The 20,059-nt window shown below is 45.2% G+C and carries 16 protein-coding genes; 10 read left to right on the top strand and 6 right to left on the bottom strand.

All coding sequences use genetic code 11. The features are described 5' to 3' along the window. The 6 genes from BSCG_RS0127480 to BSCG_RS14540 all read left to right on the top strand — a co-directional run. On the top strand, window positions 1-1,258 hold a 1,258-nt coding region (locus BSCG_RS0127480), incomplete at its 5' end, for a hybrid sensor histidine kinase/response regulator (RefSeq protein WP_032849500.1). Window positions 1,259-1,288: 30 nt separating this feature from the next. Further along, entirely contained in the window at window positions 1,289-2,596 is a 1,308-nt protein-coding gene (locus BSCG_RS14520) for a sigma-54-dependent transcriptional regulator (protein ID WP_008765500.1), read from the top strand. 312 nt (window positions 2,597-2,908) lie between these two features. Further along, window positions 2,909-3,325: a hypothetical protein gene (locus tag BSCG_RS14525; RefSeq protein WP_004311805.1), complete on the top strand. Its 417-nt coding sequence runs from the start codon at window positions 2,909-2,911 to the stop codon at window positions 3,323-3,325. 206 nt (window positions 3,326-3,531) lie between these two features. Continuing rightward, the gene (locus tag BSCG_RS14530) at window positions 3,532-3,855 is read left to right on the top strand and encodes a helix-turn-helix domain-containing protein (protein WP_004311806.1); all 324 of its coding nucleotides are present in this window, start codon (window positions 3,532-3,534) and stop codon (window positions 3,853-3,855) included. Between the two features lie 12 nt (window positions 3,856-3,867). Continuing rightward, entirely contained in the window at window positions 3,868-4,161 is a 294-nt protein-coding gene (locus tag BSCG_RS14535) for a helix-turn-helix domain-containing protein (protein WP_004311807.1), read from the top strand. Further along, a complete protein-coding gene (locus BSCG_RS14540) occupies window positions 4,158-4,469 on the top strand; it encodes a helix-turn-helix domain-containing protein (protein ID WP_004311808.1) in 312 nt (103 codons plus the stop codon). The genes BSCG_RS14535 and BSCG_RS14540 overlap by 4 nt, the downstream gene beginning before the upstream one ends. A 24-nt stretch (window positions 4,470-4,493) precedes the next feature. On the opposite strand, the gene BSCG_RS14545 is transcribed toward BSCG_RS14540, so the two are convergent. Together BSCG_RS14545 and BSCG_RS14550 are read right to left on the bottom strand one after the other, a co-directional pair. Further along, window positions 4,494-5,819, bottom strand: a complete 1,326-nt coding sequence (locus BSCG_RS14545; RefSeq protein ID WP_004311809.1) for a site-specific integrase — start codon at window positions 5,817-5,819, stop codon at window positions 4,494-4,496. A 20-nt stretch (window positions 5,820-5,839) separates the two neighbouring features. Next, the gene (locus BSCG_RS14550; RefSeq protein WP_032849512.1) at window positions 5,840-7,063 is read right to left on the bottom strand and encodes a site-specific integrase; all 1,224 of its coding nucleotides are present in this window, start codon (window positions 7,061-7,063) and stop codon (window positions 5,840-5,842) included. Window positions 7,064-7,468: 405 nt separating this feature from the next. Here BSCG_RS14550 and BSCG_RS14555 point away from each other — a divergent pair, with 405 nt between their 5' ends. Next, window positions 7,469-10,213, top strand: coding sequence for a SusC/RagA family TonB-linked outer membrane protein (locus tag BSCG_RS14555; RefSeq protein ID WP_008775980.1), 2,745 nt, complete (start codon window positions 7,469-7,471; stop codon window positions 10,211-10,213). Between the two features lie 11 nt (window positions 10,214-10,224). Then, complete coding sequence (locus tag BSCG_RS14560; protein ID WP_004308802.1) at window positions 10,225-11,943, top strand: RagB/SusD family nutrient uptake outer membrane protein; 1,719 nt, start codon at window positions 10,225-10,227, stop codon at window positions 11,941-11,943. Between the two features lie 86 nt (window positions 11,944-12,029). Here BSCG_RS14560 and BSCG_RS14565 read toward each other — a convergent pair whose 3' ends face one another. The 3 genes from BSCG_RS14565 to BSCG_RS14575 form a co-directional block, all read right to left on the bottom strand. Continuing rightward, window positions 12,030-13,169 (bottom strand): DNA alkylation repair protein, encoded by a 1,140-nt coding sequence (locus BSCG_RS14565; protein WP_004308801.1) that lies wholly within the window; start codon window positions 13,167-13,169, stop codon window positions 12,030-12,032. Between the two features lie 138 nt (window positions 13,170-13,307). Further along, a complete protein-coding gene (gene dnaJ, locus BSCG_RS14570; protein ID WP_004307195.1) occupies window positions 13,308-14,492 on the bottom strand; it encodes a molecular chaperone DnaJ in 1,185 nt (394 codons plus the stop codon). A 39-nt stretch (window positions 14,493-14,531) separates the two neighbouring features. Next, a complete protein-coding gene (locus BSCG_RS14575) occupies window positions 14,532-15,113 on the bottom strand; it encodes a nucleotide exchange factor GrpE (protein WP_004297892.1) in 582 nt (193 codons plus the stop codon). A gap of 265 nt (window positions 15,114-15,378) precedes the next feature. Here BSCG_RS14575 and BSCG_RS14580 point away from each other — a divergent pair, with 265 nt between their 5' ends. Both BSCG_RS14580 and BSCG_RS14585 read left to right on the top strand, forming a co-directional pair. Next, window positions 15,379-16,998: an ABC-F family ATP-binding cassette domain-containing protein gene (locus BSCG_RS14580; protein ID WP_004297887.1), complete on the top strand. Its 1,620-nt coding sequence runs from the start codon at window positions 15,379-15,381 to the stop codon at window positions 16,996-16,998. Between the two features lie 106 nt (window positions 16,999-17,104). Continuing rightward, window positions 17,105-17,662, top strand: a complete 558-nt coding sequence (locus BSCG_RS14585) for a YdeI/OmpD-associated family protein (RefSeq protein WP_004297886.1) — start codon at window positions 17,105-17,107, stop codon at window positions 17,660-17,662. A 167-nt stretch (window positions 17,663-17,829) separates the two neighbouring features. Here the strand turns inward: BSCG_RS14585 and BSCG_RS14590 are convergent, their stop codons facing one another. Beyond that, window positions 17,830-20,052: a VapE domain-containing protein gene (locus BSCG_RS14590; protein ID WP_008775978.1), complete on the bottom strand. Its 2,223-nt coding sequence runs from the start codon at window positions 20,050-20,052 to the stop codon at window positions 17,830-17,832. Window positions 20,053-20,059: the final 7 nt, after the last annotated feature.

Genomic DNA, 20,059 nt, shown 5'->3' with positions numbered 1-20,059 from the left:
CCTGCTTGACCTCTCCCGTCTGGACGATGCTAAAGAAACCCTGAACGAAATTCCTTTCCATCTTGAATCCTTTCTGGAAAGTATCGCTGAAGAATACACACGCAAGGCGAACGACAAAGGATTGATGTTTGACAAGGCTTTTATGGGGTGCGGCATCACCGTCCTTGGCGATGCAGACCGCATAAGGCAGATAGTGGTCAACATTCTGGAGAATGCTGTAAAATTCACCCGTACAGGTTATATCAAATTTCTGGCAAGTTATGAAGAAGATACTCTTTCAGTAAAGGTCAAAGATACGGGGATAGGAATGGGCGAGAACACAACACAACGCATTTTTCAGCCCTTTGAACGGGCTGCTCCTGATTTGGATTCAGAAGGCTTCGGACTGGGACTTTCCATTACGAAAGGGCTGGTGAACCTGTTCGGAGGAAGACTCTCTGTTTCGAGCCAGATCGGTAAAGGCAGCGAATTCAAGGTGGAAATTCCGCTTAGGCAGACCAATGAGCCTGCAAGAGACAAGCCAGAAACTTATACGGGAAACCTCAGACTTCCTCGGCGGGTTCTTGTAGTCGATGACGATCCGATACAATTGCGCAACACAGTTGAAATGATGGAACGGAACGGTATCTCATGCCGAGCCTGTACCAATGCACAGGAAGTGGTCAAGGCATTGAGAACCGGAGAATACGACCTATTGCTGACCGATATACAGATGCGTGGTACGGGAGGTTTTGACCTGTTGCATCTGCTACGCCTTTCCAACATAGGAAATTCACGGACAATTCCCATAGCTGCAATGACCGCCCGTAACGACGGCGATGCAGACCGCTATATTCAAGCCGGATTTGCCGGCTGTATCCACAAACCGTTCTATACAAGGGACCTGCTCGAATTTCTCTCGTCACTCATTGGACAGGACAGAACAATGGATAATCATTCTCCAGATTTCGAGGCTCTGTATGTCACTACAGGAGACGAACGCTGGACTTTGGAGACTCTTATAGAGGAATCCAATAGGAACAGTTCTGACTTGCTGGATTCTTTGAGTCAGGAAAAGCTCGACCGGAAGCGGATATGGGAAACTCTGCACAGGATGTACCCGATGTGGGAGCAATTGGGAATAGCCCATGAGCTGGAATCGTACAGCTATGAAGAGTATGTGGAAGATACGGATGAGTCAGCATTCCGCAATGATGTGGAAAGAATTGTCAGAAGAATAGACCGGCTGATATCTGAGACAAAAAGCCGATTATCGTAAATGGACGGACATAATTAAATGAAAACATGAATGAAATACAGAATACTGATAGTTGAAGACAACATCATGCTTGCCGGGCAACAGAAAAAAAGGTTGGAAAAATCCGGTTATGAAGCAGAGATAACAATAGATGAACCTGGGGCACGAAAACTGCTCAAGAAAGAAAGTTTCGACCTTGTGCTGTCCGACGTACGCCTGCCGGAAGGGGACGGTATATCTTTGCTCGAATGGATGCGGAAGGAACGGATGGATATCCCTTTCATTATCATGACCGGATATGCCTCAGTACCGGATGCTGTACAAGCCATAAAACTGGGAGCCAAAGACTATCTGGCAAAACCGGTACAGATGGACGAATTGCAAAGACAACTGAAAGATATTTTCCGTCCCAAATCTGTGATATGCGACAAAAACAAGGATTTGCTCCCCAGAAACAGCCTTCAGATGCAGGAGGTCGAACATCTGGTCAGTACAGTCGCCCCATTTGACATTTCTGTGCTTATACTTGGTCCTAACGGTGCCGGAAAAGAATCGGTTGCACAGCGTATCCACTATATAGGAGAGCGGAAGGATATGCCGTTTGTCGCCGTGAATTGTGGAGTCATACCCAAGGAGCTTGCACCCTCCCTCTTTTTCGGGCACATAAAGGGAACATTTACCGGTGCCGACGCCAACAAGGACGGATATTTTGAAGTGGCAAAAGGCGGAACACTCTTTCTGGATGAAATAGGGATCTTGTCCCTGGACGTCCAAGCCATGCTGCTGCGGGTTTTGCAAGAAGGCACATACATCCCAATAGGTGGTAACAAAGAAAAGCGGGCTAATGTAAGAATTGTAGCCGCCACCAATGAAGATCTCCAACTTGCAATACAAGAAAAACGGTTCAGGGAAGACCTATACCACCGGCTATGCGAATTTGAGATTGTCCTGCCTTCCTTGCATGAATGCCCCGATGACATTCTGTCTTTGGCTCATCATTTCAGAAAAAAGTTTTCCGGAGAACTGAAAAGACCGACAGAAGGCTTCAGTTCTGAAGCGGAACAATTGCTTCTCTCTTACCGCTGGCCTGGGAACGTACGGGAACTGCATAACAGGATAAGAAGGGCGGTACTTATGGCTAAACAGCCGCTCATTGAAACCGCCGACCTGAATATCAAACAGGAAGCGGCGACCGAGGAAATCAATCTTTTTCCTGAAAACGATGCGGAAGAGAAACACTCGATAATACAGGCATTGAAAACCAGCCATGGGAGTCGCAAACAAGCAGCAGGCATACTGCATATTGATCCGTCCACACTATATCGGAAAATGAAAAAATATGGATTGAATGACAAATAACCGTCATTCCATATTTCTGTTTGGAATAAAATGCCTACATTTGCATATGATTGGAAATCTTTGTAATATAGGAATGACAGTCACAACATAAGGAGAAAATATCGGCATTGCTTTAAGCCTTGCCGAACATTACAACATAAGTCGCAAGACGTCTCAGGTAGAAATCTGGTAAATTGATATTGTAGAGGCTTTTGCGTGTAGCTTATGCTATGTCCTATAGCGTGAGCTCATGCATGATTCTACAATGGGCTTACCAGAGCCTCTACCTGATAGTGCGTGAGTTTCACGCTTTTCATTTAGAGGAAAAAAGGTATGGCCAAGTTACAGGTTCTGATAGCAATGACATTAGACGGTTCCATTCCGGCGGAAGACGACCCCTTATTACAATGGATGAGAGACGACAAGGACGGATTCTCATACGGGCGCGACAAATGTACCCGCCGGCTCTATCCGGGTTATCCGCTTGTGGATTTCATGTGCGAGAAAGACATGTCAGACCCATCCATCCTTTATCAAGCCGAGATACATGACGAAGAAAGCATAGAACTTTTGCGTGGTCTCTCAGTTTATCATCTCATAGATGAAATGATCATTTTCCTGTTTCCTTCCACTCGTCCGAACCATAAATCCGTCTCAAAACATCTGCCACGTGGAGAGTGGAAAACCGTAAAATCCAAAACATTCAAAAACGGAATTTGTCGCCTGGTTTATTGCAAGACATTGCAATAAGGCATTGCAACATATTGCATTTGCAATACTTCCATCAGTCTCATTTTTATGGGGCTGATTTTTTATTTTCCTATTACTCAATGACTTGTCATGCTTTTATGTGGCGATATGTTCCGTTGGTCTATGTTTTGGCCTATATCATAATGAAACCTGTTGCGCAACACGGTGTAAAAAATGGAATTATTACACTAAAAACAGAATTCATTATGATACAGATAAACAGGGAGACATTCCAGATGATGCTCCATCAGATAATGGAACGGTTTGACAGGATAGATGACAGGCTGAACCGCATGAACAGGCAGACGGCCGCTCTTGAGGGTGACAAGCTGCTTGACAACCAGGATATGTGCGAGCTCCTTGGTGTTACCAAGCGTACACTTGCACGCTACCGCCAGAAGAAACTCGTCACCTACTACATGATTGACGGACGTACCTATTACAAGGCTTCGGAAGTCCAGGACTTCCTGAGCAGGAAAGGAAAGGTACTTCCGGCAAAAATTAAAAAGGAACTCGGTATTCAATTCTAACAAAACGGCAGTATGGAAATTATATGTATAGACAAACGGACATTTGACGAACTGGTTGTCCGATTCAGCATGATAGAGAAAAAAGTCACTGGTATATGCAATCCGGCCAAAGATGCAGGACTGAAAAAATGGATGGACAATCAGGAGGTATGCGGGATTCTCCGCATATCAAAGAGAACGCTTCAGGTATATCGTGAGAAAGGGCTGTTGCCTTTCACCCGGGTCAAGAACAAGTTCTTCTACAAGCCGGAAGATGTGCAAAACATGTTGGAATCAAGTTATCACCCACAAAAAAGAAAGCCATGAGTTACGATCTTATAGACAGAAAGGACCAGCGGATTGATACTATTTTCAAAGGGCTGGAAAACATGGAGCGTATGATAGACGCAATAAGGACGGCTCCGAGACCCGCATTCCACAGTGATTATTTCCTCACGGACGAGGAACTTTCAAAGCTGTTGAAAGTAAGCCGGCGTACCTTGCAGGAATACCGGACCCTCGGTGTGATACCTTACTACCTTGTGCAGGGAAAAGCCCTTTACAAAGAGTCAGACATACAGAAAGTTCTTGACGACGCATATAAAAGATGCAGGGAAGAACAGCGATGGGTATGAAACAATGCAAAAGAAACGGCCTCGTTACAAGGTCGTTTCTTTATTTTCTGATAGCTGGCTTTGGGATTTTCGTCTCTGTTTCCTTACTATAATATCCTCCTCATATAAGCCGGATGTTTGGCTTAGACCAGCTGCCTTCAGACGTTTCATGTCTTCATCTACTTTCTTGTCGGTGACTTTAGCATAAAGCTGCGTAGTTTCAATTCGCATATGGCCCATCATTTTACCGACCGTTTCAATTGGAATGCCCATTGAAAGAGTTATATGAGTTCCGAAATTGTGTCGCGCCTTATGGAATGTGAGTTCAAAACCGTATACCTCACCTAACTTACGGGTAAGCATAATGAAATACTCACGCTTGTATAAATTGAAAACCTTGTCATCATGACGCTGTTCCCGATACTTTTCAATTATCTTCAACGGAATATCCAACAGCCGTACAGAAGACAATGTCCCTGTTTTCTGACGTTGGATATGAATCCACCACGAACCATCCTCAGATTGTATAATATCATTAACAGTCAGTCTTTTCAAATCTGCATAGGCAAGTCCGGTAAAGGTGGAGAAAATGAACATGTCTCGGACAAACTGAAGCTGTGGCTTCTCGACCGGGGTTGTAAGCAGTGTCTTCAGATCTTCCAATTTCAGATGACGACTTTTCCGTTTGGGTAATTCCGGATGAAGACGACAGTAAGGATCGCGGCGTATTGTTCCCTGACTGACAGCCCTCATAGTCATCTTCTTCAGTCTATAAAGGTGTTCATGTACTGTCTTCGGACTTAAGTTCCTGTTCGTCCTGAGAAACAGTTCAAAGTCATCATAAAAAACACGATCAAGATTCCGTAAAAGAACATCCTCTATACCACGTTTTTCCTGCACAAAAGCAGAAAGGTGCTTATATGAGCGCAAGTAGGAATCATAACTTTCCTTTATCCGATCCACCCCGATACGCTTCTTGAACTCCTCGTTATGCTCTCTGAAAAGAGCCAGCAGAGTTAGCGGTTTCTGACCGACTCCCATCACAGCATTCTTTACCTGCTCTGCCGTAATAAATCCCAGACTGTTCTTAATCCGCCTATAATGCTCCTTGATTTCTTTTGTCAGATCATCAATGGCCCGGTTGACGGTAATAGCATTCTCACTGCGGCCGTCAGCCCGTCCCTTTTCCGGATTCCAAACGGCAGGATTGACAGACACTTTCGTTCCTATCTGTTCCCATTTGGCATCTATGCTTATCTTGCACAGCAGCTGACATGTTCCGTCTTTACGGATTTTGGTACGGTTTATATAAAACAATATCGCAAATGTACTGCGACGTTTGATTTCCATATTATCAGTATTTCTTTTCATAATCCTATTTTTTGCCATTATCAAATAACTACAGAAAACCTCTCAGCAATTTTTTTATCCAATGCTTTTGTATCTGTATCTATCTTATTGTCTGTAACCTTTGCATAAAGCTGTGTAGTACCAATTCTGCTGTGTCCCAACATCTTGCTGACCGTTTCAAGTGGTACACCATGGGAAAGGGTGATTTCGGTCGCATAGGTATGACGGGCAGTGTGGAAGACCAGCTTGCGTTCTATGCCACAGAGTACGGCTATCTGTTTCAAATAATGGTTCAACGAACTGTTGGAATACATAGGAAGAAGCTTTCCCTCAGGAGCCACATCCCGGTACTTTTCAATGATATGAAGCGGCAATTCCATAAGCGGTATTTCAAAATCTACACCGGTTTTCTTGCGTGAACTCCTAATCCACCAAATGCCATCTTCAGCAAGGGAAAGATTCTCATTTGTCAGCATACACATATCGCTATAAGGAATACCAGTATAGCAGGAAAACAAAAACAAATCCCGTACATGATAAAGGGTGCGACTATGCAAAGGGGTGGTCATGATTCTGTTCAATTCCTCTGTTGTAAGATATTTTTGTTCCGGTTGCGGATGCGTCGGTTCATAACCCACAAAAGGAAACGCTGTAATGATACCGTCCGCAATCGCTTCTCCGACAATTGTTTTCAGCCTTACAGTAAGATTTACAATCGTTCCTGGAGCCAAATGACATTCCGTACGCAAATGCAAATCGAATTTTTCAATGAAAGAACGGTCTAATGCTGCAAAAGGAATGTCTGACAACTTGTATTGTGACTGTAAGAAACGAACCAGATGATCATAGGAATTTCGATAACCGTTCAAGCTGCTTTCCGTCCGGTTAATCCCAACACGTTTCTCGAAATTTCTCATGAAAAGCCTGAAATAGCTTAACAAGGTTTCCTGTTCCGAAGCCATTCCCAAAAGCTGGTGTTTTACTTCTTCTGCAGTAACAACTTCACGGTTTGCGGATTGTTCCGCATAGATACTGAAAGCAGCTGCACGTATTTCATCCAGCCTGTTATTTATGTCTCGGGCCGCAGCGCTTTTCCCACAGGCACGTCCAGATAACCACAAAGACTGTGGCACACGAAGCTTAACACTGAATGCTGTTTCAGAGTACTTGCCGACAATAAGCCGTGCCATTACGGGACAATTTCCCTTGGCATCCGTCTCGCTCTTTTTAAGGTAGAACGAAACCTTTACATCTGTTTGATTCATAATCTGTTCCATTGTTTGCAAAATTAACGGAGACAGAGTTAATCATCGGCATGTAAAATATCGTCAAACATAGACAAAGCTATCACCATTGACTTCCGGAACCTATATTTTTCATATCTCAAAAAAAATAAGTACCTTCGCTAAGCCAAAATGATAAAACTGCGTTCTTTATGGTCGGAGCAAAAAGGATTTTCAAACAACTCCATACAACTGGAATGGGCAACGGATAGGTAGCAATTTTTCCGCTTAACTATTCAAAAAACAGCTTCAAAGCACACGTTTACAAATGCGGAATAATGCTGCGTATCTCCCTGAAAACCCAATAGTTTACATTATTTTTCCTGAATCCATCCATAATCGGGCGAGTTTTTGTATATTTGTATTATTACCTTAAAAACTAAGAATATGGTACAACACGCTAGACTCATTTTCTACACCCTTCTTCTTCTGGTAATCCCGTGCGAGAGCACCTTGGCGCAGAAGATTCCCGTCACGCCCATAGACTCATTGATAACTGTTGGATATGCCACCGGAAGTTTGAAAACCCTCTCCGGTTCCGTAGAGAAGATTACGGAGACACAGATGAATAAAGACCAGATAACGAACCCTTTGGAAGCAATCCGCGGACGTGTGCCGGGCTTGACTATCCAACGCGGGTCAAATGGTCCGGCAGCCTTGGATGCAGTACGCCTGCGGGGAACTACCTCACTGACCAGTGGCAATGACCCTTTGATAATCGTCGACGGAGTATTTGGTGACTTGAGTATGCTCACCTCCATTTACCCTACGGATATTGAGAGCTTCACCATTCTGAAAGACGCTTCCGAAACCGCACAATACGGTTCACGAGGAGCTTCCGGTGTGATCGAGGTCACCACTAAAAAAGGAATGAGCGGCAGAACACAGGTAGCCTACAACGGTAGCTTCGGAATTTCCACCGTCTACAAGAATCTGAAAATGCTGTCCGGCGATGAGTACCGCCGTGTCGCCTCGGAACGCGGGATTTCCATTCTGGATAAAGGAAATAACACCGATTTTCAGAAAGAGATTGAACAGACAGGACTACAACAAAACCATCACATCGCCTTTTATGGCGGTTCCAGTGAGTCCAGCTATCGCGTTTCTCTTGGTTTCATGGATCGTCAGGGAGTGATTCTGAATGAAGACATGAAAAACTTCACTTCGAATATGAACATGAATCAGAAAATGTTCGACGGCTTCCTGAACTGCGAGCTGGGAATGTTCGGTTCCATTCAGAAGAATCATAATCTGGTGGATTATCAGAAAACGTTCTATTCGGCAGCCACATTCAACCCCACCTATCCCAACCATAAAGACCCCGTCACCAATTCTTGGGATGGAATAACGACCGCCAGTCAAATCACCAATCCATTGGCATGGATGGAAGTGCAGGACGATGATGCCACTTCGCACATCAGCACGCATGCCCGTCTGACTTTCAATCTACTGGAAGGGCTGAAACTTAACCTCTTCGGTGCCTATACCTATAATATCGTGGAAAATTCGCAATACCTCCCCACCTCCGTCTGGGCGAACGGCCAGGCTTACAAAGGAACCAAAAAGCGAGAATCCTTGCTGGGCAACATGATGCTGACCTATAAGAAAAACTGGAAAAAACATTTCTTTGACGTGTTGGCACTTGCCGAACTTCAAAAAGAAACCTACACGGGATATTATACAACAGTAAGCAATTTCAGCACCGACAAATTCGGGTATAATAATCTTCAGGCAGGCGCACTCCGTTTGTGGGAAGGCACTAATTCTTACTACGACCAACCCCGTCTGGCATCCTTCATGGGACGTTTCAACTATACATACGCCGACCGCTACGTACTGACGCTGAACGCCCGTACAGATGCTTCCTCCAAATTCGGGGCGAACCACAAATGGGGATTCTTCCCCTCCGCATCTGCCGCATGGGTGATTAGTGAAGAAGAATTTATGAAGCAGTTGCCGATGGTGGATAATCTGAAATTCCGTATTGGCTACGGTCTGGCAGGTAATCAGAGTGGGATTGACTCATACACTACATTGAACCTTGTAAAGCCGAACGGTGTAGTCCCCGTCGGAAACTCCGCCGTCGTATCTTTAGGAGACTTACGGAACACGAATCCCGACCTGAAATGGGAAGTGAAACATACCTTTAATACCGGTATCGACGTAGCTCTTTTCGGCAACCGCCTGCTGCTTTCCGCCAACTATTACAACTCCCGAACCACAGACATGCTTTACCTTTACAACGTAAGCGTACCGCCTTTCACCTATAACACCTTGCTTGCCAACATCGGTTCCATGCGCAACTGGGGTACGGAAATCGCCATCGGCATCACCCCCTTGAAGACCAAGGATATGGAACTGAATATCAATGCCAATATCACTTTCCAGCGCAACAAACTGCTCTCATTAAGCGGTATGTACAACGGCGAAATGCTTTCTGCTCCCGAATATAAAAGTCTTGCTGGCCTCGACGGAGCCGGCTTTCATGGAGGATACAACCACATCGTATATCAGATGGTGGGTCAACCGTTGGGCGTGTTCTATCTTCCCCACAGTACGGGACTGGAATCCGACGGAAACGGCGGATACACCTATGGCATCGCCGATCTGAATGGCGGAGGTGTCAGCCTTGAAGATGGTGAAGACCGCTACGTGGCAGGACAAGCCGTACCTAAAACGATTCTTGGCTCCAACATCAGTTTCCGCTACAAGCGTTTCGACCTGTCTTTGCAGGTTAACGGAGCTTTCGGACATAAAATTTACAACGGAACCTCCCTGACCTATATGAACATGAATATATTTCCCGACTATAACGTAATGAAGAAAGCCCCGAAACAGAACATCAAGGATCAAACCGCCACCGACTATTGGTTGGAAAAGGGAGATTATGTCAACTTCGACTATGTGACGCTGGGTTGGAACGTGCCGATTGAGAAAGTGCAGAAACTGAAGAAATATGTCCGCTCCCTGCGTCTGGCATTTACAGTCAACAACCTGGCAACCATTTCCGGTTATTCGGGACTTTCACCCATGATTAACAGTTCAACAGTGAACTCCACTTTAGGCGTGGATGATAAACGGGGATATCCGTTGGCGCGGACGTACACACTGGGATTGAGTATTAACTTTTAATGGAGGAGGAGATGATGAAACAATATATGAAAAATAAAAGTCTTTTTTTGCAGAAAGAAGAACTGCTTTCAAGGATAGCGGAACTGTTTTCAAAGAAGATCTTACGTCCTTCGGGAGTGCTGGTATTCCTTCTTATAACGTGCCTGGGTTTATTCTCATGTAGTAAGTTTTTGGAGGAAAATCCGAAAGATAAGTTACCCGAAGATGACGTTTACAATACAATCTCGGAAGTATATCTCAATGCAGTAGCTTCGCTTTATACATACGTAGGCGGTTATAGTGATAGTCAGGGATTGCAGGGAACGGGTAGGGGAGTCTACGACCTGAACACCTTTACCTCCGACGAAGCCATTATCCCCACCCGTGGAGGTGACTGGTATGACGGTGGTTTTTGGCAAGGACTTTACCTGCACGATTGGGGAATAGAGAATGATGCCATTCAGGCTACATGGGAATATCTCTATAAAGTCGTCATGTTAAGTAACAAATCACTGGAACGGATAGACAAATTCGCCGAAACTCATTCCGCTACGGAACTGCCGGCATACCGTGCCGAAGTACGTGCCATGCGGGCTATGTATTATTATTACCTGATGGATTTGTTCGGACGCATCCCGCTAGTTCAATCCTCTTCCGTAGCAATGAAAGATGTAGTGCAAAGTGAACGAAAAACGGTCTTTGACTTTGTTGTCAAGGAATTGCAAGAGGCGGCTCCTTTGTTGAGCGATGCACATAGCAACCAGTCCGGCCCTTACTATGGCCGTATCACTCGCCCCGTGGTAACTTTCCTACTGGCCAAACTGGCTTTGAACTCCGAAGTTTATACAGACAATGATTGGACGGACGGACAACGCCCGGATGGAAAAAATATAAAGTTCACAGTGAACGGCAGCGAACTAAATGCCTGGGAAACAGTTATCTACTATTGTGACCAACTCAAGACTATGGGCTACAAACTGGAACCGGAATACGAAACGAATTTCTCTATATTCAACGAACCGTCCGTAGAGAATGTCTTCACTATCCCGATGAACAAAACTCTGTACACCAACCAGATGCAATATCTCTTCCGTTCCCGCCACTATAATCACGCCAAGGCTTACGGACTAAGCGGTGAGAACGGTCCCAGCGCCACCATTGAAGCCCTCGAAGCTTTCGGTTATGAAACCGCGGAACAAGATCCCCGTTTTGATATTTGCTATTTTGCAGGAATTGTCCACGACCTGAAAGGAAACATAATCAAACTGGATAATGGAACGGTACTGGAATATCTGCCCTGGAAAGTATCTCTGGATATAACAGATACCCCATACGAACAAACCGCAGGAGCCCGCATGAAAAAGTATGAAGTCGACCCGACTGCCACAAAAGACGGTAAGTTGATGGAGAATGACATTGTATTGTTCCGCTATGCAGACGCTTTGTTGATGAAGAGTGAAGCGAAAGTCCGGAACGGAGCAAACGGAGATGAAGAACTCAATGAAGTTCGTAGCCGTGTCAACGCTTCTCCCCGCACTGCCACTTTAGAGAATATCCTTGCCGAACGTCAGCTGGAACTGGCTTGGGAAGGATGGAGACGACAGGACTTAGTCCGCTTCGGGAAGTTTACAAGAGCTTACAGCAGCCGTCCGCAACTACCGGATGAGGCAAGTGGATATACAACTGTATTCCCTATACCGGAGAAAATACGGGTGATGAATGAGAGGTTGAAACAGAATCCGGGGTATTAGGAAGAAGATAGTAGTAATCAAAATAAAAAATCCTCGATTTTCATCCGGAGAATCGAGGATTTATATTATTTGTTGCAGCAATCGAATTACTCAATCAAAACGAAATCATATTTTTCAAATTCACTCCCATTGATTATTATAGCAATTTGATGAAGCCCGAGATGGAATTTTCTCGTCGTAACCACGCGGAAAGAGTGCTTTCGCGTTATTCGTGTGGTAGAATTCCCGGTATATTCTTTTTCGCTGATTTTATGAACTTTCTTCGTCAGCGTTCCATTTGCTTTTTGGTAATAAATACCATATTCAAGCCGTATTTTGATTGTCTTATTGCTATGATTCAACAAGTTAAAACCAAACTCCAACGAATCACCGACTTTAACCTTAAGACTTGAAATCTGAAAATCCTCCATACTAATATTATTTCTGATAGAATCAAAGCCAAACAACTCCATCACCTCTGGAATCCCTTGTTTTAAGAGCGTCCGGCAACCGTGTTTAATAATCCAGTCTACCTCTTTAGATTCCCCCTTCCATTTCTTTGCCAAATCAATGACAATTTCCGGATTATCTTTCGCAATATCATTCAAATTATTGGCAACGCTCAACCGTACAAATCTTGCCGGATCATTTTTAAGATTCTCTAAAATAGGAATAATAGGTGTCGGGTCTTTCTTCAGATTCGGCAAAGCCATCGCCCAAGGCAAACGCGGACGGCAACCTTCTGACGAAAGCCGCCTGACTCCCCAATGCTCATGTTTCGACCAAACCAACATCTGCTTCATCATTTCATCCGGATATTTTATTATAAAAGGATGAGTCACAAATTCGCAACTTGTGAACTGTGTGATTTTCTCTATCGCCTTGACAGACGTTTCATAATCATCCAACCCATATTGCTCGACATAATTATTCAGAATCACCCCATACTCCAGCATCAATCCAAACTTCGTATCGTCTATCACCGAAAAATCAGGCCGCGTACTTTTTACATGATCCAACAACTCAAGAATCTTAGCGATCGCCTCTTTGTAATCTGCCGGCAAAAACTTTTTCAGAATGCTAGTGATATGTATCCAGCGCTGTTTTAGTTCCCTGCCTTCCCATTCATCATCCATTATTTGAGAAACAAAACCGTGAGCATCAAAATCATCGATAACAAGTCTCAAATCTTTCGTAAACAGATCGAAAAATTGCTTGTTGTACATATTCTTAAAAGGTTCTGCCATACTTGAAGTCTATATTTAGTATCTATTTATTTGCTACACAAATATATGTCTTTTTTTTAAAAGGACAAGCCCTAAAAACAGAAGTGAGCCACAAAAAAGATTGCAGCTCACTTATACCTTATATATTATAGCAAAAAATTAATCGAAGAAACTCTTGAACTTCTTGAAAATCTTCTCCTTCACCGACGTGTTAGGTTTGAAGTTGTCCGAAGCCTCCATCTTTTCGAGTGTGCTCTTTTCCTCTTTATTGAGCGCTTCCGGCACATAGATACTGATGTTGACGAGTAAATCCCCCGTTCCGTACCCGTTCACATTCGGCAATCCCTTGCCGCGCAAACGAAGCACCTTACCTGGTTGAGTACCCGAATCAATCTTCACTTTCACTTTGCCGTCGATAGTCGGAATTTCCACAGCTCCGCCCAGAGCAGCAGTCGGGAAACTAAGCAACAGATTATAAATCAAATCATTCTCGTCGCGAATCAAGTCCTGATGCGGTTCTTCCTCTACGAGAATCAGCAAGTCGCCTGCCACACCATTGTGTTTGCCGGCATTTCCTTTGCCACCCATAGAAAGCTGCATACCCTCTGCCACTCCGGCAGGGATTTTCACCGACACCACTTCTTCACCGTAAATGATTCCGTCGCCACCACACTTCTTACATTTGTTCTTGATAATCTTACCCTCACCGCCACAAGTAGAACAAGTGACGCGAGTCTGCATAGTGCCCAGAATAGTCTGCTGGTTACGGATCACGGAGCCGCTACCCTTACAAGTAGGACAAGTCTCCGAACCGCCGTCACCTTCGGCACCCGTGCCATGACACTGGTCACACGGCACATATTTTTTGAGTTTAAATTTCTTTTCTACTCCGGTAGAGATCTCCTTCAACGTCAGCTTCACTTTCACACGAAGGTCACTGCCGCGATACCGGCGTTGCTGTGAACCGCCACCGCCAAATCCGCTAAACCCTCCGAAGCCTCCCCCGAAACCGCCGCCGCGGCCACCAAAGATGTCGCCAAACATAGAGAAAATGTCATCCATCGACATCCCCTCGCCACCGAAACCACCGAACGGACCGCCATTGCCTGCCGCACCGCTCACTCCCGCATGACCGAACTGATCGTAACGCGAACGCTTTTCCGGGTTACTCAACACGTCATAAGCCTCGGCCGCCTCCTTAAATTTCTCTTCTGCCTCCTTATCCCCCGGATTCTTGTCAGGGTGATACTGGATTGCTTTCTTACGGTACGCTTTCTTAATCTCCTCTACTGTGGCTGTCTTCGTCACCTCCAATATTTCGTAATAGTCTCTTTTTTCTGCCATGCTTCTTTAAAAATTATGAGTTTTATGGGTTGCGAATCCTTATTCCCCTACTACCACTTTGGCGTGGCGCAACACTTTGTCGTTCAGTGTATACCCCGTCTGCACACAATCCAGAATCTTACCTTTCTGTGCTTCCGACGGTGCGGGGATTACCGCGATGGCTTCATGGAAATCAGTATCCAGCGGTTGGTCTTTCGTCTCGATGACTTTCACACCATTTTGAGCCAGAACAGCCATAAATTTATTGTAAATCAGTTCCACCCCTTCTTTTACGGCATTGACATCCGTTGCCGTTTCCATCGTCTTGATGGCACGTTCGAAATCGTCCACTACCGGAAGAATACTGCCAAGACTCTTTTCGCCACCATTCAGGATCAGTTCGGCCTTCTCCTTTAAAGTGCGTTTACGATAATTGTCGAACTCGGCAGACAAGCGCAGATATTTATCCTTTTGCTCTTCAAGCGCTTCTTGAGCCTTTTCCAGTTCCTTTTCCAACTCCTCTTCATGAGTCAGCGGAGCGGTTCCCTCTGCTTGTTCGTTTTGCGGTTGGTCTTCCGCAGGATTGTGAGTTTCCTCCACATTCAGTTCCTCTTCCTTCACTTTTTTTTCTTTCGGATCCATCTTGGTATTTACTATTTTATTATTTACTATTTAGAAACACACGTTATCTATGCAAGATACCGCTTATAAACATACCGGACTGACCGGATGTCACAGATTTCGTCTGCAAAAACTTTGCCAAGTTGGCCGTTTTGCCAAAAAACGCAGCAAAGGTAACACTTTTATGTCAGATTGGCACATATCAGATAGCTCATAATTCATTTTAAATGTCTACCTTTGCACGCTCAAATAGTAAATAGTAACTAGTAAAATAGTAAATAATAAGATGATTACAGTTTCGAACGTATCGGTTCAGTTTGGTAAAAGAGTGTTATTTAATGACGTAAACCTGAAGTTTACGAGTGGTAATTGTTATGGTATTATCGGTGCGAACGGTGCGGGAAAATCTACGTTTCTTCGTACGATTTACGGAGATCTGGACCCGACAACAGGTACGATTGCGCTCGGACCGGGCGAACGTCTCTCGGTGTTGAGTCAGGACCACTTCAAGTGGGACTCATATACCGTCATGGATACCGTCATGATGGGACATACCGTGTTGTGGGACATCATGAAGCAACGCGAAGAATTGTATGCAAAAGAAGATTTCACAGACGAAGACGGACTGAAAGTATCCGAATTGGAAGAAAAATTTGCCGAGTTGGACGGATGGAATGCGGAAAGCGACGCAGCCATGCTATTGAGCGGACTGGGCGTGAAAGAAGATAAGCATTACGTATTGATGGGTGAATTGAGTGGTAAGGAAAAAGTACGTGTCATGCTGGCGCAGGCATTGTACGGAAATCCGGACAACCTCTTGCTCGATGAGCCTACCAATGACTTGGATATGGAAACAGTGACCTGGTTGGAAGAATATCTTGCCAACTTCGAGCATACCGTATTGGTGGTAAGCCACGACCGTCACTTCCTCGACTCTGTATGTACACACACCGTAGACATCGACTACGGAAAAATCAATATGTTTGCCGGTAACTATAGTTTCTGGTACGAATCCAGCCAATTGGCTCTCCGTCAGCAACAGAACCAGAAGGCGAAGGCTGAAGAGAAGAAGAAAGAACTCGAAGAGTTTATCCGCCGTTTCAGCGCGAACGTAGCGAAGAGCAAGCAGACAACGAGCCGTAAGAAGATGTTGGAGAAACTGAACGTAGAAGAAATCAAACCTTCTTCACGTAAGTATCCGGGCATCATCTTCACTCCCGAACGCGAGCCGGGCAACCAGATTCTGGAAGTTTCCGGATTGAGCAAGAAGACGGAAGAAGGCGTAGTGCTCTTCAACGACGTGAACTTCAACGTAGAGAAAGGTGACAAGGTGGTATTCCTGTCACGCAATCCGCGCGCGATGACTGCTTTCTTCGAAATTATCAACGGAAACATGAAACCCGATGCAGGTACTTTCAACTGGGGGGTAACCATCACCACTGCTTACCTGCCGCTGGATAACACTGATTTCTTCAATTCCGACCTGAACCTGGTAGACTGGTTGAGCCAGTTTGGAGAAGGCAACGAGGTATATATGAAAGGCTTCCTCGGCCGTATGCTTTTCTCCGGCGAAGAGGTATTGAAGAAAGTAAGCGTACTCTCCGGAGGTGAGAAGATGCGTTGTATGATTGCCCGTATGCAGCTGCGCAATGCCAACTGCCTCATTCTGGACACTCCGACCAACCATCTGGACTTGGAATCTATCCAGGCATTCAACAACAACCTGAAGACGTACAAAGGAAATATCCTCTTCTCGTCTCATGACCACGAATTTATTCAGACCGTTGCCAACCGCATCATCGAACTGACACCGAACGGTATCATCGACAAGATGATGGAATATGACGAATATATCACTTCCGACCATATTAAGGAATTGCGGGCGAAGATGTACGGAGACAAATAAGTGACCGGACGAATAAAAGCCCCTGACTCCCATACATGAAGTCTGATGAATAACCAATTTAACAGCAACCTATTCTCAACAATGGGTTGCTGTTCTTTTTAGCACTATGGAAATAAAATATTTTGAAAACAGAGAAGATTGGCGAAAATGGCTGGCAGACAACTTTGAAAACGCCAATGACGTTTGGTTTGTATTCCCCTCCAAATCTTCGGGCGAAAAAAGTGTTACATACAACGACGCTGTCGAAGAAGCCCTTTGCTTCGGATGGATCGACAGCACCATAAAGGCGCTCGACAAAGAACATAAAATCCAGCATTTCACACCCAGAAACCCTAAAAGTTCCTACTCGCAAGCCAACAAAGAGAGACTGAAATGGTTGCTGGAACATAATATGATTCACCCTGATAGGGAAGATAATATACGAAAAGTATTGTCAGCCCCTTTTGTCTTCCCGAATGATATTATCGGAAAACTGAAAGAGGATAAAACAGTATGGGAGAATTACCAACAATTTTCCGATGCGTATAGACGTATCCGAATTGCATACATTGAAGCTGCCAGAAAACGGCCCGAAGAATTTGAAAAGCGATTGAACAACTTCATCAATAAAACGAAGGAAAATAAAATGATAAAAGGATTTGGGGGAATTGAAAAATACTACTAGGCATGTCTTCTTGATTCAATTATACCATAAATTCAGGCACGGATTACGCAGAATTACACGGGGGGTAAGTGCGATACACACAAAGCAACCGTGAAATCCACGTAATCCGTGCCTGATAATATAAACTGATAATATAATCTGATTTTACAAGAGTACTGCCGCTTCTCTTACAACTCCAAATTCTTCTGTTCCGCCACCTGTGGCAACACAGAATTCTTATCCCGTTCCTCCTGCGAATATTCCACCACACAGTATTCCGTTACCCTGTTTTTAGTGGTCCGTTTACGGAACCCGTTTTCATCAAGCACCGTGACTAACGTCTTTAATATCTGACTGTTGGACTGAATACGCCCATTCAGACTCAAGGTAGAAAGCAGATGTGAAGCAGGATACCATTTGGCTTCTATATCTCCGGCTTTGCCGGGTCGGAAGTAGAAGAACAAATTCTCTTCCACCGGCTCTTTCTGTCGGAAATTCTCATTCCGACTGTTCAGACTGCTAATCTCGTCACCCTCATACCAGAACCGGAATCCCTGGCGATAGAGAGCCAACGCCTGCGAATAAATCCCCTCATGGTTCACCGGGCGACGATAATCGATGCTCTTAATGCTGTTGAACAGCATACGTCGGTTTTCTCCAATATCCTGCAGGCAGCGCGGATTGTTGGTGCTTGCCGCGAATGAAGCATGCCGGATAAACGTATGCGATTGCGTGTCGTACACCTTGCGTTCAGTTATCTTTTCTTGTGTGATGATACGTTTCAAGTCGGCCAGTCGGTTGGAACTTACTCCGTCAAACTCTTCGAGATTGATAATGAGGCAGGTGGACAACAACAACATGTGGTCTTTGTTTTCCGGAGTAATCATACCGTTGCGGTAATAGGTGCGCAGCGTGTCCGGCAGCAGGTTACGGATGAATGTACTTTTTCCTTTTCCCTGCTTGCTATACAACAATAACATTTCCTGATTTTGCTTCTCGTCGTCCAACGCACAAGCCACCATACCTACCAGCCATCGGCGGAGACTGTCTTCCCAGAAGTCCGGATCGTTGGTAGTCACCGTGGCAGCGAGTTGCTTGATATAATCGGTCTTGCCATCCCAGGGACGCAGTGACAGGAAGTAATCGATAAACGGGTCGAAATCGATTGCAAAATTGGAATCGACTACCGCTTTCAACATAGGCAGCGAGCAATAAATAGACGATAATTGCAAGTGCGTGTAGATGGAATTGAAGTCCTTTCCCCGCATTGCCATAAAGGGCAGGGGAGCTTGAGAACCGGCGAATCGCCGGAATTCCACCCTGTCCAAAATCGTGTTACGCCGGAATTCGTAGTGCTCTTTCAGAAAGTCGATCACTTTCTGTACGAGCGGTTTCTTTAGTTCCTCCTCGTTGGCATCCGTCTTGTTGGTGTAGAGGTAAGCATTGCGCAGAGGCGTCTCCGCGTTAAAATCCGGTTCGCTGCCAAAGTCGTGCAGCGTCATGCATACAGCGTCTTCTTCGCCGATGTGGCGTGTGTAACACTGGTTGCCCAGACAGTAGATAAAACTGTCGCGGCTGTTGGGCTCGAAGCGGAATTTCCGTTTCGTGTATTCCACCGCTTTGCGGTATTCCAGTTGCGACAAAGGATCGATGTTGGAGAGAGCCGAGATGCCGGAGGGGGTGGAAACGGCCACTTCCTTTGGTGGTTCAGCAACGGGAAGTGCTGCTTTCTGATGATTTTCTTTTCGTTTCTTAGGCGATGATTCTTCTGCTGTCGGAACCTTGATTTCAATCTGGAGAGAAGATACGTGCTCCAACCGTTCTCCGGAGAAGAACACGTCCGGGTCATAGGTGGCATACATTCCACGCCCTAAATCACTGCCGCTGGGATCTACTTTGCTATCTAGCAGTTCAGAATAGTAATGCGATGACAGTTCGAACATTCGCTTGTGATACTGCTCCAGTTCGGCATACGCCACACAGCCTTTGGCCTTCAACTCCGTTCGCAGGCGCATTGCCTCCTCCGTTTGTAGATAAACGAGCAGTTTCAGACCGTGGCGGCGGGGACTAAGTGCACAGGCTATCGTGGCGGGATCTTCCTCGGCGAGACGGCGCAGACGCGGAATGTCCTCCTGCCTCATTTCGTCGAAGTCGAGCACCGGCAGGTCGTTGTATGCCGACAAGCTGTGGGGGAGGCGACATTCGGAGTAGTTGGTTGTCAGAGTATAAAAAGGTAATTGGCGTTTGATGCTATCCGCTTTTGTTAAATTATCCTCGTTAAGAGCCATTTCAATTTGTTCGATTTTGCGACGGTGAAGATTGCTGCCTATTTGTTCGAAGAATTTGCAGAATTCGATCTGACCGATGACTTTGGAATACCCGCGATAACAGGTTACATAAAATTGATTCATAATAATA

This window comes from Bacteroides sp. 2_2_4, assembly GCF_000157055.1.
GTDB classification, from domain to species: Bacteria; Bacteroidota; Bacteroidia; order Bacteroidales; family Bacteroidaceae; genus Bacteroides; species Bacteroides ovatus.
This window is presented reverse-complemented; position numbering and strand designations above follow the sequence as displayed.